Below are 21,513 nucleotides of genomic sequence, written 5' to 3'. Positions count from 1 at the left end.
CAAGAAGACTAGCTTTTCTTTTTATTTGGTATTATAGTGATCCTAGAGGTGAATCCATTGAAACCAATACTAAACGTTTCCAACTTGTCAAAAAACTTTGGGAAAAAACAAATTATTGAAAATATCTCTTTTCAAGTTAATGATAATGAAATTTTTGGCCTAATTGGATCTAACGGCTGTGGTAAAACAACTACTTTAAAGCTACTTACAGGACTAATTCAAGCCGACAATGGATCGATCACTATTTTTGATCACCCTATTCCTAAAGAAAACCTAAAGGTTAAACAATTAATAGGCGTTGTACCTGATTCTGATCAACTTATTGATGACTTAACTGCTTTTGAGTTTTTAGATTTCGTACGATCCCTTAGACAACTAGATTCAAAATCAACTTACGAAAGCATAGAAGAGTGGATGAATATTTTTCATTTATGGAAACATAAAGATGAGCTTATTAAGTCCTTTTCTCATGGAATGAAGAAAAAGCTTCAAATTATTTCAGCTCTTCTTCATCATCCAAAATTTCTATTATTTGATGAGCCAACAAACGGCCTAGATCCTGATATGATACTTATTGTGAAAGATTTACTAAAAGAAATTAAGAAAAAAGGAACGAGCATATTACTTACGACTCACAACTTACAATTTGCTGAAACAACTTGTGACCGTATTTCAATTATGAAGGATGGCTCTCTATTAACTTCAGGAGAATCGGTTGATGTGCTATTTTCACGGTACGAATCGAAAAGCCTTGAGGAAGTATACATTAAAGTTAGTGGGGAACTGTACAACGAATACACCTTATCACAAACATTAGAAAAATGGAAATAAGAAAAGCTCAGTGCGCCCGTTTAGCAACATTGAACATAAAGAAAATTTCAAACCTAAAGACCATTACCGATTTATGGTTATGGTCTTTTTATTATTAAAAATCTTTTTTCTTTTAAATTGAAATTTTCAGATCATTTCAAGTAAAATTTTATAACGCTCCTTTGTGATAAAAGCGCCCTTTTTAAGTCCTTTAAATATTACCGAAGAAATAGTTGAAGAATATGGCTCTATCCTCATAATTTGACACATATTAATAATATAAGATTTATGAGTTCGGAAAAAATAATTGTCTGGTAATTTTTGTTCGAATTCTTTTAGGGATATATAAGTCTCAAATGACCGTCCATCTTTAGTCGTGACTACTGTTTTCCTAAGAACTTTTTCAATCATGACGATATCCATAACTTCTATAAAGTGAAGTTTAGATTGAAACTCAATAACTAACTTCACCTGATCACTTAATTTTACAAGTTTAACCATCCCATCCCCTCCATAATCAACATTTTCATTTAATTTAATTATGAAGGGTTTTTAAATAAAAATCTACCGGAAAATCTTATCATGTCATATTTTTGTCATATTAGGTCGTTTTTTTAAAACATTTGTAACTATTATGATGTTTTTTGTTCAAAACGATGAATGAAGAAAGCTAGCAATGCATTCAGTATACCACCGACAACACCAAACCAAATAATTCCTAATTTAAAATGAAGTCGATGCCCACCGTCTTCAAAATTTTCAAACCGATAAAAAGAAGTACCAAAAAGATCGAAAGTAAATGATTCCCAATTGTTGAGATCCGCATATACTCCTAGCCCTAATGAACCGACAATGATCAAAACTAATAATAATGCAAAACCAGAGAAAAAGGCTTTTACTAGATTCATTGTTGATGTCTCCCCCTTGATTGTAATTTAAGAAAAAGTAGTGATTGAATAATTTTCTTTCCGTCAACAGCAAATGGCATTAATGAAATAAAATGTGATATAAAAATGGCACTCGAAACCATATAATACATAAATAATTCAGAACCAAAGTGATAATAAGCAAGAATAGCTGAAGGAATACAACAAACCATAGCCAAAACCGGACCCGCTAAAGAAATAAGCAGTTCTTCTCTAGGTTCACTCTTTCGACGATATATAGCAATCGTTCTTCTTGTTACTCCAACAAAAGCTCCATATCGGTTTATTAAAAGCTTTCGATAACATAAAAAATGTCCTAATTCATGAATGAATAAACTTAATAAAAAGGCGAAAGTTGCAAAAAAGGGCAGTAGAATCATATTTAAACTAAAAATATAAGCCCCCATGAAGAAAAGCAATAACAAAAGCAATGTCTTCCCAATATTATGTTTAATTACAGATAAGAACAAGATCTTCATATTTTGCATAATTGAATCGTCCTTAGATAACGTAATTCTGACATTACGATCCAAGCTTGTTTTCTGCATTGTTCTTAAAAAGAAAAGTACCGAAATTAAACTTGTTCTTAAAACATTTAAAATTGATAATGGCTGCCTCCAATTAATACAAAAGCTTTGATTTAAACCCACGAGTAGGCCTTTAAAATCTTGTAACACTTCTTCAAAAGGCCATCCATATTTTTCAGTCACTTTCACTACAATTTCTTCAACTGATTTTTTCCCATCAATTTCTTTTAGCAATTGATAGGATATTGGATTGATTGGATGTTCCGTCTCCAACGTTTTATCTAAGATCCGATCTTCCGTCAACTGAAGCTCAGATGGCCAAAAGGGGATCGACAAATGATTGATCATGACAACCCCTCCCTTTTTTCATTTTTCACTAAGAAAAAGTATAAACTACAAATAACAAAAGCAATAATCCAATACATAAAAGAAAAATCTTGAATATATTGAAATCCTAAAATAACAGGTAAACTAAATAAAAAGAAGAGTAACATTTGGGATAGTTGTCCACCATTTTGTTTAGGAAAAAATGTTCCTACTGTATACGCTACAAGATACAACATTATTTGATATAAATAAAATGAAATCATTGTTTCCATGCTATATTGATATGAATCAATTGAGATAAGAATTAGTGTGTAAATAAGGTAAGAAAATAGTGGTAAAACCGTTAAGTAAACCACTATTTTACCAAGTACATATTGAAAAGCATTAATTGGCATTGTTCGAATAAAATCATTAATATTTTGATCTGCTCCGCGTGATTGTAAGCTGACAACACTTAACACGACAGGCAAACCATAAAAAAGACTGTCTAAATAAATAGTAAAATACATTCTCCAGTCATTTAAAATGATGATCCAGCCCATCCCCCATAATAATAACAGTGAAAGAGAAACGTTTAGTAAAGTCTCTTCATTTCTCACAATCCTTTTTATCTCACTTTTAGTAATTGTCCAAAACTTTACTTTACCAAAACGAAGCCTTCGGAGAGGAACATAGCTCGCCACTTCATCTAATGAAACAAATGAATCAATATAAATAAATAAATAGCTTAATACAACAGAACCAATAAACATTAAAACAAGATAAAGACTTAACATAATTCCTTGGCTATTAAGATCGACAATATCTACTAGTATCCTTGAAAATAAGAAACCTGGAATCCAGTCTTTAGAAAGGTCGTAAACATAAATTGCACTTAACAAACCAAACGACATTACCATAGATAATAATAAAAGAGATGAGTGCAAAATTCTTTGAAAAGAAGCATTTGTTCTAGATGCTAATAGCTTAGACAAAATATCAATCATTTGTTGCCAAATAAAACTCCATGTAATCGCGATTAAGATTAACAACGAAAACAAGACCGTAATTAGACTTTTATTTACGAGACTTAAATTATATTCGTTTAAAAAAACATAGACAAATGGAAGGAACATAACATTAAATATGATCCACATTATGACTAGAATTAAAAACATTTGTCCAATCATCCATTTCCCCTTTCGGACAGGTAGATGTTCTAAAATAGGATGATTAATCGTTTCACGTATTCCCCATTGCCACAATATTAAAGTTGAACAAAGCATAGCAAAAAATGAGAATACACCAATATTCCCAATAAACTCAAAAACAATATCCCCGTTTTCAAAACCTAATAAATCCGATACTTGAACTTTGAAATAATTATATAATTGATTAAAGGCGATATATAAAACAATAGGAAAAATAATCGGAAGCAATCCTGCCAGTGGAAACCGTTTGACAAGTGCTACATAACGGTTTTTCCACATCCTTAGTATCATTTTACTGATTGTTGTAATTTGCATATGTCCACCTTCAGTCTTTCTTCCTTTATTGTAATCTATTTGTATTTCAAAAGTATTTATTCTAGCATAATTTTTGAATGAGGTACTCTATTAAGAGAACAACAGCCGTAGGAATAAGTAAAAGATTCAGATAAAATTAATAACTATTATTGATAAATTACGATTAGTTTTGGCTACAGCCAATGCTTACTTCTTGATCAGAAAAGTTAAATGCAGAATCGAAGTTTGCTCCAGTAGCTGTGCAATATGCTGCATATCCTCCAACTACTACAATTGCCACGATTGCAACAATTGCCCATTCGATTGCTTCATTGCTAGTCATTTCGTTGTTTAATTCTACAGTAGGCTTTACATAGTTCATGTTAAATTCCCCCATCCAATAATTTTAATCCCTTCCGGCTGTGTTCATTATTATAGTATCTAAGATTTTCGTTGCCCACAAATGTTATTGCATAATCATATTACTCTATTGATTCTTCTGCTAGTTTGCATGATTATTTCTTTATTAACAATATTGAAATAAATGTTTTAATTCTAAAAATTCATATAATTTTGATTGTATAAGAAAGGAATGCCTGTTTTCTCTTTATTTCAAGTTCAAAAAGGAAAATAAATGAACAATCCGCTTGAATCACTACTCCCATCTAATCTTTTATTTTATCGAATAAAGATTCCACTCTCCTCTCCTTGAGCTGCATTCCTTTTATAATGCCTACTCCCTACTTTTTTAACACGCACTTCTAGTTTGCTAAACGTATTTTTGTAAAACATCCATTATTTATTATGTAATTATGTCCAACTTCTTCTCATATTTTAAATATAGTTCTTCGTCAATTATTCTTTGCAAAAGATTGACCACTTCCCATACTTCTCGAAAGGAACAGTAAAGAGGATGGGGTGATAAACGAATAATATTACCCCGACAATCTACAATTACTTTATAGTCTCTCATGATTTTTGAAATTCGATAAGCTTCATCGTGCGTAATAGCAATGTGCCCACCACGGTTATTAGCTAACAAAGGGGAAACAATTGTTAATTCAGGTATCAACTCTTTTATTATATCGACCATATAATCTGTTATTTTCATTGATTTTAAACGTATGTTTTCTATACCGGCTTGTTCTAATAATTCTAATGACCCTTTTAATGGGGCTAAACTTAAAATATGAGGCGTACCCAGTTGAAATCCACCTGCACCTTTAGCTTTATAAAACGTATGACTCATGTTAAATTGCTGTTGTTTATCACAGCCAAACCAACCTTTAAAAGCAGGCTCTTTTTCGTGATGTCTCTCATGAATAAACAATCCACCTACCGCCCCTGGACCTCCATTGATATATTTATAGTTACACCAAACAGCAAAGTCTACTCCCCATTCATGTAATTGATGGGGAATTACTCCTACAGAATGCGCTAAATCAAAACCAACTGTGACTCCTTTAGCATGAGCATATTCCACGATTTTCTTTATGTTTAATAACTGTCCACTCGTGTAAATAACCGAGGGGAGAAAAAGGATTGCAACATCATCTTTTATTGATTTAAATATATCTTCTTCCGTTAATAGAAAACCATCATGACTTTTTATTTTCTTTAAACCTTTTTCAAGATCTACATTATGATGTTGCATTTGACTTTGAAGAACATACATATCTGTTGGAAAGCTCAATTCGTCGGTTACAATTTTAAACCGCTTTGATGTGGGTTGATAAAAAGTAGCAATTGCTTGATGAAGATTAGAAGTAATCGAGCCTGTTAATATAATCTCAGACTTGTCAGCCCCCAGGAATGGAGCAAATTTCTCACTTAGCTTTTCCGAAAAGTAATACCAAGGGTTATCACTTAACCACCCCCCAATCCCATGATCTTTCCACTCTATTAACACTTCTTCTAAACTTTGTTCAGCACTTTCACTTAAAAGTCCTAACGAATTGCCAACAAAGTAGCGACTACCGTCTGGACAATGAAATTGTTTTTTGAATTCTTTTAAACGATCTAGATCATCCTGCTTTAAAGCATATGATAAATAATCCATTTTTTTACCTCCTCCTTATAAGATCTATCCATTATCAAGGTTCCTCCTTTATATTAATAATCCTTCTAAATCTCTCCAAAAATTTGGACTATACACGACTATCACGGTTCCTGCACAACATTTAAAAGGCTAGAATAGTATAAAATGATCCTATATAGAAAGGAGGAACATGCTTGTTTAAGCTCGTTCTAGACCCCGGACATGGCGGGAATGATCCTGGAGCAGTTGGTAATGGCTTAAGAGAAAAAGATTTAAATTTAAAGATTGCTAAATTTTGTAGCGATCATATCAATCAAAACTTTGAAAATGTACAAGTTTTAATGACTCGCTCAACCGATAAAACTTTATCACTAAGAGAAAGAACGAACTATGCAAACAATCAGAAAGCAGACTACTATTGTAGTATTCATATAAATGCTGGTGGCGGGAATGGTTTTGAATCATATATTTATAGTGGCGCGTTTTCCTCCAAACCTCGCACTGACGCGTTAAGGAATGTCCTTCATAACAAAATTATTAGTCGTTTGAACTTCAGAGATCGTGGAAAAAAACAAGCCAATTTTTTCGTTTTAAGAGAAACTTCCATGCCTGCAGTGCTCACTGAAAACCTATTTATAGACAACTCATCAAATGCTAACTATTTAAAGAGTGATAGCAATTTAAAAGCTATTGGCATTTCTCATGCAGAAGGTTTAGCATCAGCACATGGTTGGAAGAGAAAAGAGGCTACTATTTATTACCGTGTCGTAACTGGTAGTTTTTTAATTAGAAAAAATGCTCTTTCGCAACAAGCCTTACTAAAAAAAGCGGGTTTCGAATCGTTTCTTAGCACTTATAAACAATCTTCAAAGACGTATTATCGAGTGATCAGTGGCAGCTTCAGAAATAAAAAGAATGCAGAGGAAAGAGTAGAACAATTAAAGAAGAAGGGATTTAATTCCTTTATCACTACGTTTAAACAGTAAAAAAAAGATTAACGAGTGAACCGTTAATCTTAAATAGAGATATGAAATCAAAAATCTACTTGAACACGATATTATCTTCCACAGAAAGTATAACAAGAGGGCAAACGGAATCGTGTCATAAAATGTCGAATATAAATTTCTTTCAAGTTAGCATCTGAACACCCAATTATTTTTATTATATGATCACAACTTTCATCATTCATGAAAGTTGTGATCAAAAAGGCTATTTAAAATCAGTTTTTTAATATTTTTTAATGAAATATTTCATCGATTATTATTATTTGATCTAAAAAGATTTAAACGTATTAATACACTTCCCACCGAGAATATTAGAGCACCAAATATAATATAGTGATAATAATGATTAGCTGTTTCTGGAAGTATGTTTGACGTAGATGATTGTTCCTTTTTTGAAACACTGTTTGAGGGATTATTGACCTGATGCTTATTTTTATCGGTCGTTTCATGTTTTAAGTCTTGTTCACTATTTTTGTTTTGCGACTCACTTGTGCCATCTTCCACTTCTGATTCATCCTCTTTTGGAATATTATCTTCTTCCTTATTTTTTCTGCTTCTTCGCTACTTACAGTGTAAAGTAAGTGCTTAAATCTAAACATCTGAAATCAACTCAATTAATAAAAAGGTGTATTCTTCCTTACAGAGCTGGTTTTTTCAACTTGTAACAGGTGGAGAATACTGAGCGATCAATTGAACTCATTCCCTTGTCCGCCTTTGAAAATACTATATGATCATTCTAAATGGCGAAGAGCCTTTTTTCTTCAGGTTCATCAACTTTCTCCTCTTTACCCTTATAAACAATATTATAAGAGGTTATTGTTTTCTTGAAGACAAATATATGCTGTTTTAGAATCTTCCTCAATCGAAAGATACAATTTCTGCTACTCCCCTCACCTTCCATTTCACCAGTCGTTTTAAACTGCCCTAATTTATTCAGAGTGAGCGGTTGTGAAGTAGTTTCAGCATTCACTCCAATATTTAGAATACTCCCCAATAAAAAATAATACTAGAGTGAATAAAACCGCTACTAATTTAGTACTGGAGAGTCAAAAGTTCTCCAATATTTTTCAAAGCTATTTCCCCATACTCGTTGTTTTTTATGTAATGGTAAGGGATTCCCCTCGCTTTCCGCGGACGACCTGTCAAGCCTCCTCGTTCGTCCCTCACATTGCGGGGTCTTGCCTAGCCCGTTTTTCCGCAGGAGTCTCGGGGTCCCTTACATAGTCAATTTTATAAAGATGAAACGATCCCTTAAACGACTTTTTTGCTTTTTAGTAAAATCAGTCGTTTAAGCATAAGTCGAATAATTAAAAAGAAGCAATCAGACTCTTTTTTTGACGAGGATCTGAAGGCTTCTTAAAGGTGAAAACTTTTGACTGACAAGTTTAGTAAGAGATTTCAACATGTTAGCATCCTCCTAGAAAATACTAGATTCTATACAATGTTTAATCTACAGTAAAAACATTAATTATTTATCATGATTTTATATGTATTTGTTAAAAATTTGTTAAACGGAGAGTAAACAAATAATACAAAGTGTCGAAAAAAATAATGGGGTCATTTCCTATTGATTTTTACTCGAGTTTAAACATTTCCTTTTATTGTCCATGTATCCATATGCTATAGTTGAAGTGAAATAAGTAAGTTAATCAATTACTCACAATACTTTATAAAATGCTTATAATAAATAGAACAACTCGAAAGGAAAGATTTGATGATTGCAACAAATGAAGAAGAAGTACGAAGGCTTAAAGAAATTGGAAAGATTGTTGGTGCTATTAGAGATGAAATGATTTTACAAACAAAGGCAGGAATGACAACTAAAGAACTAGATACCTATGGAAAGTCTTTATTCGAAAAATATAATGCTACCTCTGCACCAATATCTGAATATAATTTTCCTGGCTACACATGTATTAGCATCAATGAAGAAGTGGCTCATGGTATACCAGGTGATCGAATTATTAAAGATGGAGACCTCGTAAATATTGATGTATCAGGTTGTAAAAACGGATTTTTTGCAGATACCGGTAAGTCTTTTATCGTTGGGAAAAGTGGTGAAGTACAAAAAAATCTGTGTATAGCAATGGAGGAAACATATGAAGCTGGACTTAAAAAGATTAAAGTAGGTGGGAAGATAAATGGTTTGAGCAAAGCCGTTCAACGCACAGCAAAGCAACATGGATTTAAGGTTATTCGTAATTTAACTGGACATGGTATTGGAACATCGCTTCATGAGTACCCAGACCACATATTAAATTATTTTGACCCATGGGACAATCGTTTGTTTCAAGAAGGAATGGTTATTGCCTTCGAACCATTCTTATCTACAAAAGCTGAATACATTGTAGAAAAAGGAGATGGATGGACTTTCATTACGGAAGATAATAGCTTTGTTGTTCAAAAAGAACATACCATTTTAATTACGAAGGAAGGTCCTGAGATTTTAACGTAAAAAAACATTTCTCCTTTCCCTAAGATTTAACTTTCGAAAATTAAAAATCCGTGGGTAATAATAAGTGCCCACGGAAAAGTTATCGATATTAATAATTATTAGTAGGTCCATATGGGTATGGCACAGGTCCTGTTGCATTAAAGTTTTGATAGTTTACCTCATTTACTGCGCTTTCTGAATGAGGATAATAATGAATATGCTCATACATTTCATGATTTACATTTGTTGTGTGTGATGGGTGTATATGGGGAACAATTGTTTTTTGAAAGTTATGATTTTCGCAGCATTGAGTCGGATAAACGATTGGCTTACAAACTTTGGGTCTGCAGTTCATGAATTACATCTCCTTTCTCCCTCTTATTTATTTTACAGTATCAGCATATGTCACAACTCAGGTACATGTACTAAGACAAATACCCATATTTTAAGAAAAGCGGAAGCACACAGGTAGCGACAAGTAGTAAAGAACGCTACGCTGACTTACTTCAGCCACTTCCTGTGCGACTGAGTTGCTGGCGCAGAGACTAGACAATAGATAAGCGGAAGCGCACGAATAGCGATATGATAAAATTCTCCTTTCTTGTTACCACTCAATATCATTTTTATTCTACGATAAAGATTTGTGAGACATATCACATGACTATATAGAATTCTATGCTATATTATATGGGTGTCATAAGTGTCAGCCATTTTTCAAAACTTAGAAATCCCCCTACTTCTAGCCGAAGCACTCTTCCCCGAGGGTGCTTCTTTGATTTATCTTCTAATACTGTGTGAAATTGGTTAATATACAGGGACTATTTTAATTCCACTTTCAGGTTTTCATTTTATTACTATAGTTTGTGAGACATATCACATGATTACATAGAATCCTATGCTATATTATATGTGTGTCATAAGTGTTAGCCATTTTTCAAAACTTAGAAATCCCCCCTACTTCTAGCCGAAGCACCCTTCCCCGAGGGTGCTTCTTTGATTTATCTTCTACAACTGTGTGAAATTGGTTAATACCCAGGGACTATTTTAATTCCACTTAAAAGGTTTTTATTTTATTTCAATAGTTTGTGAGACATATCACATGACTACTTAGCATCCTATGTTATATTATATGTGTGTCATAAGTGTTAGCCATTTTTCAAAACTTAGAAATCCCCCCTACTTCTAGCCGAAGCACCCTTCCCCGAGGGTGCTTCTTTTGCTTCTGTAAATACACTTTATATGAGTTTCTTCCCTGTAATTTCTAGTTAGTCCCACCGTACCTTTAAAATTGACAAAATAGAAGCAAGAATGAACGGGAAACCCATTTATTCGAGATTTAAAAGAGTATAATGGGGAACAGTTAGGTATGAGTAACGACAAACTATTAAATTATGGTAAAATAAAAGCACAATTCACAATTAAGGGATGGTTTCATGCGAACAATTTTATCAGCAATTCAATGGGCAATTTTTATGATCGTAGGAACCATAGTTGCACCTATTGCAATTGCTGACTCATTCGACCTAAATTCAATGGAAACAGCTGGTTTGCTACAAAGAACGATTTTTGTTTTAGGTTTAGCAAGCCTATTACAAGTACTGTTCGGACATAAACTTCCTATAAACGAAGGACCTGCAGGCTTATGGTGGGGAATCTTTATAATATATGCTAGTATTGGCCCCTCCTTATATGGATCAACGAATGAAACCTTTCAAGCACTAGGGATGGGTATGTTATCGAGTGGCTTAATATTTATCATCCTGAGTCTATTCAGACTCATTAATAAGCTTGCATACTTTTTTACGCCATTGGTAACTGGCGTTTATTTACTTTTACTCGTTTTTCAATTAAGTGGATCCTTCTTAAAGGGAATGCTTGGCATTGGTTATAAAGGCACTCAACATGTCAACATGATTGTAGCCATACTTTGCCTGACAATCGTGGTAATATCCATGTTAATTTTCCGTTTAGGAAATGATTTCTTCCGTCAATATTCAATTCTTTTTAGTTTACTTTTCGGCTGGATGATTTTTATCGTTTTTGGTCAATCAAAACATGTATCCGTGCCAAACGATTTGTTTTCCTTTCCAACACTGTTTGCGTTCGGACAACCTAAATGGGATACAGGAATTTTCATTACATCTTTTCTCATAACCATTCTTTTACTAACAAACTTAATTGCTAGTATACAACTCGTTCAGCAAGTAACGGATCGTTCACAAAACGAAGGACGCTACAAACAATCAGGCTTTGTGGCTGGAATTAATCATATAATTGCAGGTGTTTTCTCTGCTATTGGAAGTGTACCGATTTCTGGCGCAGCTGGTTTTATTAAAACAACAAATATAAAAAATCGACTACCGTTTATAATTGGTAGTATAATCGTGCTACTTACTAGTTTTTCTCCAATTCTTATGACTGTTTTTGCAAGTTTACCAGCACCCGTTGGTTATGCTGCCATCTTCGTCATCTTTTCTAGCATGATTAGCCTAGCTTTTGATCAATTTGCAAAAATAGAAGAGGAAAAAAGGTCTCATTTTATAATTGGTATTTCCCTGTTTATTGGTGTTGGTTTGATGTTTACGCCAGCAACTGCTTTTGAAAAGACAAGCCCGATAATGACCTCTCTTCTTAGTAACGGTCTTGTTTTAGGTACACTCATTGCGATCGTATTAGAATGTACAATAAAAAAAATAATACCATGATTGGATAAACGAGAACTTTTTGGAAAAAATATTAGTAAGGTTGTTTTTTTGACAAAAACCTCCTTTTGCTTATGTTAAAATTTAAAAAAAGCCACAAATATAATGAAAGAGGATGAAATCGTGGATAAGAAAATGAGTTTAGGGATGTTTATCGCAACTGTTTTAGGCGGTTCTTTATTTGTTATCGTATTAGGTACTTTTTAATAGAATTTTTCAAAGGAATCCTCCGCACCTTTCGGAGGATTATTTATTTCAGGTTTAATACGTTTAGGAGGTTTTATTTTGACGAAATCCAATGAGCTAGGGGAAAACATCCAAACAGATTTTACTGAAAAGATGACTTATTCAGACTATTTGCAATTAGATCGACTTTTATCTAGTCAAACACGACTCTCCAACCATCATGATGAAATGTTATTTATCATTATTCATCAAGTTAGTGAGCTATGGATGAAGCTAATATTACATGAGTTACAAGCTAGTATTTTGGCACTGCAACAAAAGAATTTTGCGACCTCTTTGAAAATATTATCGAGAGTTTCAAAGATTCAATCTCAAATCATTGAATCTTGGGATGTCCTTACAACACTAACACCTTCTGAATATACTCAATTCCGAGATAAGCTGGGCAATGCTTCTGGATTTCAATCATATCAATATCGAATGATTGAATTTACTTTAGGATACAAACCTTCTCACATATTAGACATTTATAAGGATGATCAGTCAATTTTCAGTATACTAAGTCAAGCTTTTAACAGCCCTAGTATATATGATGTTACGATTCAACTGTTAAACAGCTATGATTTTCCAATCGATAAACATATTCTCTCTCGTGATTATTCCAATACTTATGAGAAAAATGAAAGTGTAGAATCCGCTTGGCTTCAGGTGTATAAAGAGACAAATAAATATTGGGATTTATATGAACTAGGTGAAAAGTTAGTTGATTTAGAGGACTGCATACAGCAGTGGAAATTCCGCCATATGAAAACGGTAGAAAGAATCATCGGTTTTAAAACAGGAACTGGGGGATCTTCAGGAGTGTCTTATTTGAAAAAAGTAATTGATCAGCGCTATTTTCCTGAACTGCACTCTATTCGAACTATACTTTAAGGGGTGTAGCTTTATCATTCAAAGAAACTCAATAAGTGACACCTAGTTATAAACAATGTTTAGAGTTAATGGAAGGTAGCTTAGTTCCCCTCCATTAACCTTCTTTTTACCAAAGTTTAAGAACTAATTTGTCTACCACTCTACTTATTAAATGGTAGAAGCTCTACTTTTTCACAAATAATTTTAAAATCATTAACAAAAAAATCTTGACAACTTTTTTCTAAAATGAGTAATGAATCAAATTTAGTCGCTTGTTCTCGCGTTCCCCAGTAGCAGGTATATGGATCAATATGTAAATATAACTCTTTCTTTTTAACTAAATATACAGTTATCGTCATATGTTACACCTTTCCGTTAAATATATACGAGTATATTTTCCTATTACACTATCGACTAAATAAGACATTATATTTAGTTATATGTATAAAAATAAGTAAAAAGATTCATTTCATAATGAGTCTTTTTGACTATTTTATTTCCTGTAAACACCATTAAGAGTTTGAGATTTTTCTTAATGAGGATGACAAAGCTGGATACAAACGATTTCAGAAAATATTTAAATAAGATCATCGAAAAGAATCCACCTGCTTATTTACTACGATAAATACAATAAAATTCTTTGCACAAGTTAGATAACATGCATATTTATACTATTTTTGTTTGTAAATAATGATAAAGTAATTTCATTGTTTCGTTTATGGAAGATAGATGTGTTCTCTCTAAAGCATGAGATGCATCAATTCCAGGTCCAACTAACCCATGTCTTATATCATGTCCTGAACGAATAGCAGCCGAAGCATCGGATCCATAATAAGGATAAATATCAAGTTTATATTGGATTTCATGATCTTTTGCTATCTGAACGAGAGTATTTCTTAACCCGTAATGGTAGGGTCCACTCGAATCTTTTGCGCAAATCGATACGGTATACTCGTCAGTTGATTGTCCATCCCCTATTGCTCCCATATCAACAGCTAAATATTCAATCGTTTCTTTCGATATGTTTGAGTTACCTCCATAACCAATCTCTTCATTGTTTGAAATTAAAAAGTGGGTTGTATGCGGAAGAACGATTTCCTTTTCTTTTACATGCTTTATTAATTCCATGATAATGGCGACACTTGCTTTATCATCTAAATGTCTAGACTTAATAAAGCCACTATCTGTTAGTTGCACTCGGGAATCAAAAGAAACAAAGTCTCCTACCTCTATACCTAAACCTCTGACATCTTGATCATTTTTCACTATTTCATCTAATCTTACTTCAATATTTTGTTGATTTCTCTCTTCTTTTGCAGCATTTTTATATACATGGACAGAACTTTGATGCATCAAGATTGTACCCGTGTAAATCTTTCCCTGAGAAGTTTCAATAGAACAGTATTCACCTTCAATTGAGTTATATGTAAAACCGCCAATGAGATCTATGGTTAATCTTCCATTTTTCTTAACCTCTTTAACCATACCTCCCAATGTATCTACATGAGCTGTGATCACTCTTTGTTTCTCCTCATTTTCTCCTTTCAAAGAAACAAGTAAACCACCTTTGTTATTTCTTTTTGTTTCGACCCCTATCTTTACAAAATACTCTTCAACATAGCTGATGATCTTATCAGTATTTCCGGAAGGACTTGGAATACTAACTAATTCCTTAATAAGATCAATGGTTTTATTTACATTTGGATATGACATAAGCATAACCCCTTTCTAATTCACTTAATACAAATTTTATTTTCAACATTTAATTATACCCAACCTCAATTGTAACAAATCTGAAACTAGGCAAGGGAAGAAAAATCAGCTATTATGAAAACAAACGATCGCTTTTACTGTCTATTTCAATTTACAATAAAGTGAGGGATTACCATTCCATGTTTGAAATTAAAACGATTAACGCAAATGATACATATGAACTTCGAAAAGATGTACTTAATTACCCTACAATTGATGAGTGTCAATATAAAGGAGATTTATTGGAACAAACTGTTCATATTGGAGCAACAAAGGACGAGCAGATTATAGGTGTTGCCTCTTTCTATCATGAAACAAACAAGGAACTCAAAAATAGAAACATGTACCGTTTAAAAGGATTAGCTATAGATCCAAAACATAGAAACCAACTAAGAGGACAGACTCTACTGTTATTTGCTGAAAATATTTTACGTCAAAAAGGGGTAGAATTGATATGGTGTACAACGAAACTAAAAAATATTGACTACTATCACCATTTAGGCTTTAAAAAGGTAGAAAGACTCATTCAGTCTCCTTCAAAAGGATTGCAAGTACTGATGTATAAAATGATTTAATCTTTTACATTTTAAAAAGTGACATTACATACTTAAAAATACAGAAGGGGTTTACACTATTGAAATTAATTGCCATTGATTTAGACGGAACCTTGCTATCATCTCGCATGACGATTTCTAAGCAAAACATTGAAGCAATAAAATTATTACAACGAAAAGGACACATTGTCATGATTTGTTCTGGGAGAGCTCCTGAGGACATTAAAGAAATAGTGGAAAAATACGATTTAGACTGTCCAATTGCAGGTAGTAATGGGTCTGTTGTCTATGTAAATCAAAAATGTATACATTCAACCTCAATGAATCTTGTGTCTCTTGAAAAAACATATAATCTTTTAGAAGAGCTTAACTTCCCATTCAAAATTTATACAAATGATGGGATTTATATACCGAAAACATGGCAGAAACGTGTATTAAAATTGATAAGTATTGATGAAAATGTATTGGATCAATTCTCAGATGAGCAAATAAAACTAATGACTGAACAACCAAAAGAATCTGTTATTGAAAAAGAAATTGATTCCCGAACAGACTTATCAAGATTAACGGTGCAAAAATTTTTTATTTTAACTTTCCATGAACAGACGAAAAAACACCTTATCCAGCAATTAGATTCTGTTGAAAAAATTGCGATCACAACTTCAGGCCCATTTAATGTTGAAGTAATGGATATTAACGGAAATAAATATCGAGGTTTGAAAGCAGTCGCAGAATACTATAATATTCCATTAGAAAACACTGTGGCAATAGGGGATAATTTCAACGACCTTCCTATGTTAGAAAAGGCGGGTACATCGATCGCTATGGCAAATGGCGATCCAGAAATAAAAAAGCGATGCCACTACCATACATTAACAAACGACAAGGATGGTGTAGCGTTCGCTATTGAAAAATTTATTTTGACTTAAATGTTATGAACATCTGTACACGATACTCATTTATCATGTGCAGATGTTACCCTAACAAATTGTCACTACTCCATAACACCTGTACTAATAATATTTAAATTGATATGTACATTAAACTCAGCTTCTTCATATAATTTATGCCATTTTTCCCTCGTTAAAGTATCATCTTTTTTAAAGTTGAGATAACTAACCCCAAAACCAATAGGATCACTATCCATTTCCTTTAATTTAGCTATAAGCTCTACTAACTCATTTTCCATTAGTTTTACAATGTTTTTTTCAATAACTTCTTTTATTATTTTGCTATCCGCTTTCAATTCTTGGGAAATTTCCAGCAACCTTGCTTTCATATCAATCATAATATCAAATTTAGGTTTGTTTTGATCCACTACTTTAATAATTGAATTACTATCTATATCATCTATTGTAACGTACACATTTTTTCTATCTTCATACCGATCTGTTAAAATGTCTTCTAGGTGCTCTCTATTCAGTTTTAGCTCTACCGTTCCCGAATCAAATTCCTCTTTTAACAACTTCAAATAAAAACTTTCTTCATTATCTACTTGTCCCACTAATTTATCATCTTTAAAAATAGACATACCTGACAAATTAATCTTATCGTCAACAATTGAAAGCATAGGTAATGTAGGATCTTCGCCTACCGTATAAAAAGACTGTAAAAACTCATGTAAAGTAGACGAAGAAATGTGCTCATTATTTGTATTTTGTTTAATTAATTCATATAAATAAGTTCCCACATTAGGGGATGTCATTTGATTGGTTATGATTTCTTCTGCCGTTGTATCACTGGTAGACAAATAAATCATGGTTCCTATATCTGGATCTCTTGCAAGTCCATCAGCAATCGGAAATATCCCCATCTTCTCTGCAACAGCTCTACCATAAAGTGCTATTCTTAATTGACCTGAAACGACTTTATCACTGCTTTCGGCGTTTACTTTTTCTCTCAATCCTTTGATCGTATGAGACTCAGCTGATAAAACCTGTGTAGTATTACTCATATTAGGATCAAATTGAAGAAGCAAATGTGTCCCCTTAAGTAAACCTTCTTCCTCGTCCGATAAGTCATAACCATTTACTGTTGATATTCCTACTTGCTCTATATAATAAGGACGAGAACAACTTGATAGAAGGAAAAAAAATACAAATCATGATTCCTTGTTTCCTTTTATTCATGCTGCTGGAACCTCCTCTTCACCAATGTAACAAGGTATAAAAAAACTGGAAATATCACCGAAAAACTAAACGCCATGTATCTTAAGGAGTCCGTCACTAACATAACTGTATCCTCGGTTTGAACAAATATAGATAGGATAAAAAACACCGGCATAAAAATAATGAGTGTTTTTTTTAGACTTATCTTAAAATTTCTCTTTAATCCTTCAGCAGCAGACCAGTAATACAACAAAAGCTTTGGTATCATGACAATCATCCAAAACGATACAATGATAATTTCAAAACGTTCTAAGAAAGGAAATTGGTTAATTTTAAACATCGTTAATGTAGGCCATATTGTCCTTTCTAATTGCCCTGAACTGAAATAACCGATGGACATCATCATCATTATTAAAAAGAATAAGCTTGTGAAAAAAACCCCAATTTGAGAGTATCTACCTACTACCTTTTTATTCGATAAATATGGATATAGAATAAGAAGTAATTCAAACCCAGAAACGGTGACCATCATTCTGAATGTCCCTTGGAACCATTCAAAAGGAGCGGCCTTAAACATAGGAAAAAAATTCCGAAAATCCATGTACTTAAAAGGTTGATATAAACCGATAAAAATAATTCCCACCACTAAAATTGATAGAAAAGTCATCCCTATTACTATTCTTATCCCTCCCATTATTCCATACACAACTAATAAAAGGAGCAACAACGCAAAGAGCCAGACTGGAACATTTGGAAATACCCAGACTTTCACAATCAAAATATAATTAATTAAACTAATAAAGAAAGAAAATAAAAAGTATCCTATAAAAAGAATGTTAAAAAAGGAGCCAACCATCTTTCCAAATAACAAATGGTTAATTCCATAAACATCTTGATTTTTATAACTAGAAAGTAGTTTAAGTATAATAAATACAATGAAATGAATAGCAATCGCCGAAAACAAAACTGAGATCCAAGCATCTCGTTTACTTGAATCAAAAATAATCCGTTGAAAAGAAGTGACACCAAATCCTACCTGTGCTCCTATTAATATAAAGGGGAGTAAAAAAGCTTGTACTTTGTCCGCTTCATCTACTTTCAAATGACTTATCATAAAACCGCCTACTCAATCATTTTTTCATCTCCCTTCCATTGTTTCCACTAGGGTATAGAAATATTTATAAAATGTGAAAAAGACTAAGAGTCATTAACTCTTAGTCTTTCTTTACTACAGTACTTGTATGACAGCCTCCTGCACAATTCTCATTAATAGGACAAGCTGCACATTGACCTTGTTTTGATTTTTTAATATGTTTATACAGAGAAAATCCTGCATAACCAAAAATGAGCCCACCAATTAAGAAACTCACAAACATGTGCATTCTCCCCTTCTTATCTTTTTGATGTTACAAGGCACGTTCAACTAAGTCTATATAAACAATCGACCAACTTGATATATAACGAGCGCTAACACATAAGCGATTACCGTAGAATATATCACTGAAAACCAAGTCCACTTCGCAGAATTTAACTCTTTTTTTATTGTCGCAACCGTTGCTAAGCAAGGCGCATAGAATAATATAAATACCATGAAACTATATGCTGATAACGCAGAAAATTGACTATGAACCATAGATGATAACGCTGCTCCTTCTGGTGCTTGATAAATAATACTCATCGATGCAACAACCACTTCTTTTGCTAAAAATCCTGTTAGCAATGAAGCTCCTGCTTCCCATGTTCCAAATCCAAGAGGAGCTAATAATGGAGCAATCCAACCACCAATCAGAGTAAGAAGCTTTCACCCATCTCGACATCAACTCCACTAGGTCCAGAATAACCTAACAACCAGATTAACACCGCTCCTGCAAAGATAAACGTACCTGCTTTTTTAAGAAATCCTTTTCCTTTTTGCCATGTGTTTTTAAGTAGAATAGATAAACTAGGAACACGATAGGGAGGTAATTCCACTACAAATACAGATTGTTCATTTTTACTAAACATTTTATTGAAAAGTAAAGCAATCAAAAACGCCAGCAATATTCCCATAAAATAAAGAGAAAACACAATTAACCCCTGATATTCAGTGAAAAAAACACCAACAAATAAGGCATATACAGGCAGTCTTGCCGAACATGACATAAATGGGGAGATTAACGTTGTAACTAATCGTTCCTTCGGTTGTTCAATCGTTCTTGCAGCCATAATTCCAGGCACATTACAGCCAAACCCAATAATTAATGGAATAACTGACTTTCCGTTCAATCCGACTGTTTCCATAAGACGGTCTAACGATAATGCAATTCTTGACATATAACCAGAGTCTTCTAAAAAAGAAATGCATAAAAATAGCATAAAAATTTGTGGGACAAACACTAAAACTCCACCAACACCAGCTACGATCCCATTTAATATTAAAGACTCAATGAAAGAAGTCGCTCCTAAAAAGGTTAAGATACTGGCTATCGTATTCGTAAGCCATCCAGAAATAAATGAATCTACAAGATCTGAAAGAGGTGCACCAGCCCAATCAAATGTAACCATAAAAATAACATACATAAATGCAAGAAAAATAGGGAAGCCTAAAAAGCGATGCATCAATATTTGATCAATTTTTTCTGTTAAGTTACCTTTATCACTACGATCTTTTGTCATAGTCTCGCAAATGACGGAGTCAATAAACTGTTCTCGAACGTTAAAAATTTGTTGCTCTCCATTTGAAATATTTGTTAAGTATGGTTGTATCTTTTCTTGGCCAATTAACGTATGTATATATTTCATGACCACTTTATTTCCCTCTAAATATTGAAGTAATAACCATCGCTTATCAATGGTTTGCTCGGGAAGTAGTGGGGTCATACCTTCGATAAAGGACTCAATTTCCTTACCATAGTTCAAATGAAAAGGCTTTTGAGTATCTTTTTTTGATTGAGTCATAGTAGATTGCAATGAGGAAATATTCTTTGCGTTTCTCGCAACAATTGTTTTTACTGGACAACCTAATACATCTGATAATTTTTCTTGATTAATATTTAATCCTCTTTGCTCAGCAACATCCATCATATTTAGAGCCACTATCATTGGCTTTCCATATTCAAGCATTTGCAATGTTAAATGCAATTGCCTCCTAAGTTGCGTGGAATCAACTATATTTAATATTGCTTTCGCCTGGTCTTCTACTAAATATTCTGAAATCACTTCTTCATCTCTTGATAAAGGTTGTAACGAATAAGAACCAGGTAAATCCGTTATTGTGCCTAGTTTATTCTTTAATATGCCAACCTTTTTTTCAACTGTTACACCGCTCCAGTTTCCAACGTATTCATTTCGACTTGTGAGTTGGTTAAACAACGTCGTTTTACCTGTATTCGGGTTTCCTACTAAAGCCCACTCCATTACTTTTTCTTCACTCCTATTCTTGCAACATCTTTATAACGAATCGCCAATTGAAAATCGTTTACTTGGATTGTGATTGGCCCACGAAATAATAATGCCTTGATCACTTTGACTTCTTTCTCAATGGTAATTCCTAATTGACGTAGCCTTTTTTCAATCACAGGCTTTAGCTCAGACATGTCATCTATAAAGACACTTTCACCTCTTTTAACTTGATTTAAATACATACTAATTTCACCTCAATTGAAAATGATAATAGTTCTCAAAAGAAACATACCATAACTTTATGAAATAATAGTGTGACATATGTCACAAATGGTTCAAAAAAGATCCTCACAAAAGTATAAACTCCT

20 protein-coding genes and 2 pseudogenes are annotated in these 21,513 nt (G+C 33.1%); 7 read left to right on the top strand and 15 right to left on the bottom strand.

What is annotated here, in order from left to right; genetic code table 11:
* The first annotated feature begins 57 nt into the window (after positions 1 to 57).
* Positions 58 to 831: an ABC transporter ATP-binding protein gene (locus tag LC087_RS02095; protein ID WP_226538852.1), complete on the top strand. Its 774-nt coding sequence runs from the start codon at positions 58 to 60 to the stop codon at positions 829 to 831.
* A 126-nt stretch (positions 832 to 957) separates the two neighbouring features.
* On the opposite strand, the gene LC087_RS02090 is transcribed toward LC087_RS02095, so the two are convergent.
* From LC087_RS02090 to kynU, 6 genes are all read right to left on the bottom strand, one after another.
* Positions 958 to 1,311 carry a LytTR family DNA-binding domain-containing protein gene (locus LC087_RS02090; RefSeq protein WP_226538851.1) on the bottom strand — a complete coding sequence of 118 codons (354 nt, stop codon included), beginning with the start codon at positions 1,309 to 1,311 and terminating at the stop codon, positions 958 to 960.
* Between the two features lie 131 nt (positions 1,312 to 1,442).
* The gene (locus tag LC087_RS02085) at positions 1,443 to 1,718 is read right to left on the bottom strand and encodes a hypothetical protein (RefSeq protein WP_226538850.1); all 276 of its coding nucleotides are present in this window, start codon (positions 1,716 to 1,718) and stop codon (positions 1,443 to 1,445) included.
* Entirely contained in the window at positions 1,715 to 2,611 is an 897-nt protein-coding gene (locus LC087_RS02080; protein ID WP_306019852.1) for a hypothetical protein, read from the bottom strand. Before LC087_RS02080 ends, LC087_RS02085 begins: the two co-directional genes overlap by 4 nt.
* Complete coding sequence (locus LC087_RS02075) at positions 2,608 to 4,095, bottom strand: hypothetical protein (RefSeq protein ID WP_226538848.1); 1,488 nt, start codon at positions 4,093 to 4,095, stop codon at positions 2,608 to 2,610. The genes LC087_RS02080 and LC087_RS02075 overlap by 4 nt, the downstream gene beginning before the upstream one ends.
* A gap of 163 nt (positions 4,096 to 4,258) precedes the next feature.
* Positions 4,259 to 4,456 (bottom strand): hypothetical protein, encoded by a 198-nt coding sequence (locus LC087_RS02070; RefSeq protein ID WP_226538847.1) that lies wholly within the window; start codon positions 4,454 to 4,456, stop codon positions 4,259 to 4,261.
* A gap of 420 nt (positions 4,457 to 4,876) precedes the next feature.
* Positions 4,877 to 6,133 carry a kynureninase gene (gene kynU / locus LC087_RS02065; RefSeq protein ID WP_226538846.1) on the bottom strand — a complete coding sequence of 419 codons (1,257 nt, stop codon included), beginning with the start codon at positions 6,131 to 6,133 and terminating at the stop codon, positions 4,877 to 4,879.
* A 173-nt stretch (positions 6,134 to 6,306) separates the two neighbouring features.
* Here kynU and LC087_RS02060 point away from each other — a divergent pair, with 173 nt between their 5' ends.
* A complete protein-coding gene (locus LC087_RS02060) occupies positions 6,307 to 7,098 on the top strand; it encodes an N-acetylmuramoyl-L-alanine amidase (protein WP_226538845.1) in 792 nt (263 codons plus the stop codon).
* 264 nt (positions 7,099 to 7,362) lie between these two features.
* Here LC087_RS02060 and LC087_RS02055 read toward each other — a convergent pair whose 3' ends face one another.
* On the bottom strand, positions 7,363 to 7,620 hold the full coding sequence (locus LC087_RS02055) for a hypothetical protein (protein WP_226538844.1): 258 nt from the start codon (positions 7,618 to 7,620) through the stop codon (positions 7,363 to 7,365).
* 1,210 nt (positions 7,621 to 8,830) lie between these two features.
* Here LC087_RS02055 and map point away from each other — a divergent pair.
* Positions 8,831 to 9,571 carry a type I methionyl aminopeptidase gene (map, locus tag LC087_RS02050; protein WP_226538843.1) on the top strand — a complete coding sequence of 247 codons (741 nt, stop codon included), beginning with the start codon at positions 8,831 to 8,833 and terminating at the stop codon, positions 9,569 to 9,571.
* Positions 9,572 to 9,659: 88 nt separating this feature from the next.
* On the opposite strand, the gene LC087_RS02045 is transcribed toward map, so the two are convergent.
* Complete coding sequence (locus tag LC087_RS02045) at positions 9,660 to 9,905, bottom strand: CotD family spore coat protein (RefSeq protein WP_226538842.1); 246 nt, start codon at positions 9,903 to 9,905, stop codon at positions 9,660 to 9,662.
* A gap of 1,078 nt (positions 9,906 to 10,983) precedes the next feature.
* Between LC087_RS02045 and LC087_RS02040 the strand changes: the two genes are divergently transcribed.
* Together LC087_RS02040 and kynA are read left to right on the top strand one after the other, a co-directional pair.
* Positions 10,984 to 12,255: a purine/pyrimidine permease gene (locus tag LC087_RS02040; RefSeq protein ID WP_306019851.1), complete on the top strand. Its 1,272-nt coding sequence runs from the start codon at positions 10,984 to 10,986 to the stop codon at positions 12,253 to 12,255.
* A gap of 282 nt (positions 12,256 to 12,537) precedes the next feature.
* Positions 12,538 to 13,371 (top strand): tryptophan 2,3-dioxygenase, encoded by an 834-nt coding sequence (gene kynA / locus LC087_RS02035; RefSeq protein ID WP_226538840.1) that lies wholly within the window; start codon positions 12,538 to 12,540, stop codon positions 13,369 to 13,371.
* Positions 13,372 to 13,511: 140 nt separating this feature from the next.
* Here kynA and LC087_RS02030 read toward each other — a convergent pair whose 3' ends face one another.
* Together LC087_RS02030 and LC087_RS02025 are read right to left on the bottom strand one after the other, a co-directional pair.
* Positions 13,512 to 13,709 (bottom strand): hypothetical protein, encoded by a 198-nt coding sequence (locus tag LC087_RS02030; RefSeq protein WP_226538839.1) that lies wholly within the window; start codon positions 13,707 to 13,709, stop codon positions 13,512 to 13,514.
* 307 nt (positions 13,710 to 14,016) lie between these two features.
* Complete coding sequence (locus LC087_RS02025; protein ID WP_226538838.1) at positions 14,017 to 15,063, bottom strand: M42 family metallopeptidase; 1,047 nt, start codon at positions 15,061 to 15,063, stop codon at positions 14,017 to 14,019.
* 179 nt (positions 15,064 to 15,242) lie between these two features.
* Here LC087_RS02025 and LC087_RS02020 point away from each other — a divergent pair, with 179 nt between their 5' ends.
* Both LC087_RS02020 and LC087_RS02015 read left to right on the top strand, forming a co-directional pair.
* Positions 15,243 to 15,677, top strand: coding sequence for a GNAT family N-acetyltransferase (locus LC087_RS02020; RefSeq protein WP_226538837.1), 435 nt, complete (start codon positions 15,243 to 15,245; stop codon positions 15,675 to 15,677).
* A gap of 59 nt (positions 15,678 to 15,736) precedes the next feature.
* On the top strand, positions 15,737 to 16,585 hold the full coding sequence (locus LC087_RS02015) for a Cof-type HAD-IIB family hydrolase (RefSeq protein WP_226538836.1): 849 nt from the start codon (positions 15,737 to 15,739) through the stop codon (positions 16,583 to 16,585).
* 65 nt (positions 16,586 to 16,650) lie between these two features.
* Here LC087_RS02015 and LC087_RS02010 read toward each other — a convergent pair.
* The 5 genes and pseudogenes from LC087_RS02010 to LC087_RS01990 all read right to left on the bottom strand — a co-directional run.
* Positions 16,651 to 17,742 (bottom strand): annotated as a pseudogene (locus LC087_RS02010) (Ger(x)C family spore germination protein); the annotation flags it as partial.
* A gap of 35 nt (positions 17,743 to 17,777) precedes the next feature.
* Positions 17,778 to 18,878: a GerAB/ArcD/ProY family transporter gene (locus LC087_RS02005; protein ID WP_226538834.1), complete on the bottom strand. Its 1,101-nt coding sequence runs from the start codon at positions 18,876 to 18,878 to the stop codon at positions 17,778 to 17,780.
* 100 nt (positions 18,879 to 18,978) lie between these two features.
* Positions 18,979 to 19,140, bottom strand: a complete 162-nt coding sequence (locus tag LC087_RS02000) for a FeoB-associated Cys-rich membrane protein (protein ID WP_226538833.1) — start codon at positions 19,138 to 19,140, stop codon at positions 18,979 to 18,981.
* Positions 19,141 to 19,193: 53 nt separating this feature from the next.
* Positions 19,194 to 21,160: pseudogene (gene feoB, locus LC087_RS01995) on the bottom strand (ferrous iron transport protein B).
* On the bottom strand, positions 21,160 to 21,387 hold the full coding sequence (locus tag LC087_RS01990; protein ID WP_306019845.1) for a FeoA family protein: 228 nt from the start codon (positions 21,385 to 21,387) through the stop codon (positions 21,160 to 21,162). Before LC087_RS01990 ends, feoB begins: the two are co-directional and overlap by 1 nt.
* Positions 21,388 to 21,513: the final 126 nt, after the last annotated feature.

Origin of the sequence: Bacillus carboniphilus (genome assembly GCF_020524035.2) — a bacterium.
Classification (GTDB): Bacteria; Bacillota; Bacilli; order Bacillales; family JAIVKR01; genus Bacillus_CC.
The sequence above is the reverse complement of the archived record's forward strand: the minus strand, read 5'-3'. Positions and strand labels throughout refer to the sequence as shown.

Coding starts and splice junctions, on each gene's coding strand:
- LC087_RS02090 (WP_226538851.1), bottom strand. CDS start 1,311: ATGGTTAAACTTGTAAAATTAAGTGATCAGGTGAAGTTAGTTATTGAG.
- LC087_RS02085 (WP_226538850.1), bottom strand. CDS start 1,718: ATGAATCTAGTAAAAGCCTTTTTCTCTGGTTTTGCATTATTATTAGTT.
- LC087_RS02080 (WP_306019852.1), bottom strand. CDS start 2,611: ATGATCAATCATTTGTCGATCCCCTTTTGGCCATCTGAGCTTCAGTTG.
- LC087_RS02075 (WP_226538848.1), bottom strand. CDS start 4,095: ATGCAAATTACAACAATCAGTAAAATGATACTAAGGATGTGGAAAAAC.
- LC087_RS02070 (WP_226538847.1), bottom strand. CDS start 4,456: ATGAACTATGTAAAGCCTACTGTAGAATTAAACAACGAAATGACTAGC.
- kynU (WP_226538846.1), bottom strand. CDS start 6,133: ATGGATTATTTATCATATGCTTTAAAGCAGGATGATCTAGATCGTTTA.
- map (WP_226538843.1), top strand. CDS start 8,831: ATGATTGCAACAAATGAAGAAGAAGTACGAAGGCTTAAAGAAATTGGA.
- LC087_RS02045 (WP_226538842.1), bottom strand. CDS start 9,905: ATGAACTGCAGACCCAAAGTTTGTAAGCCAATCGTTTATCCGACTCAA.
- LC087_RS02040 (WP_306019851.1), top strand. CDS start 10,984: ATGCGAACAATTTTATCAGCAATTCAATGGGCAATTTTTATGATCGTA.
- LC087_RS02030 (WP_226538839.1), bottom strand. CDS start 13,709: ATGACGATAACTGTATATTTAGTTAAAAAGAAAGAGTTATATTTACAT.
- LC087_RS02025 (WP_226538838.1), bottom strand. CDS start 15,063: ATGTCATATCCAAATGTAAATAAAACCATTGATCTTATTAAGGAATTA.
- LC087_RS02020 (WP_226538837.1), top strand. CDS start 15,243: ATGTTTGAAATTAAAACGATTAACGCAAATGATACATATGAACTTCGA.
- LC087_RS02005 (WP_226538834.1), bottom strand. CDS start 18,878: ATGATAAGTCATTTGAAAGTAGATGAAGCGGACAAAGTACAAGCTTTT.
- LC087_RS02000 (WP_226538833.1), bottom strand. CDS start 19,140: ATGTTTGTGAGTTTCTTAATTGGTGGGCTCATTTTTGGTTATGCAGGA.
- LC087_RS01990 (WP_306019845.1), bottom strand. CDS start 21,387: ATGTATTTAAATCAAGTTAAAAGAGGTGAAAGTGTCTTTATAGATGAC.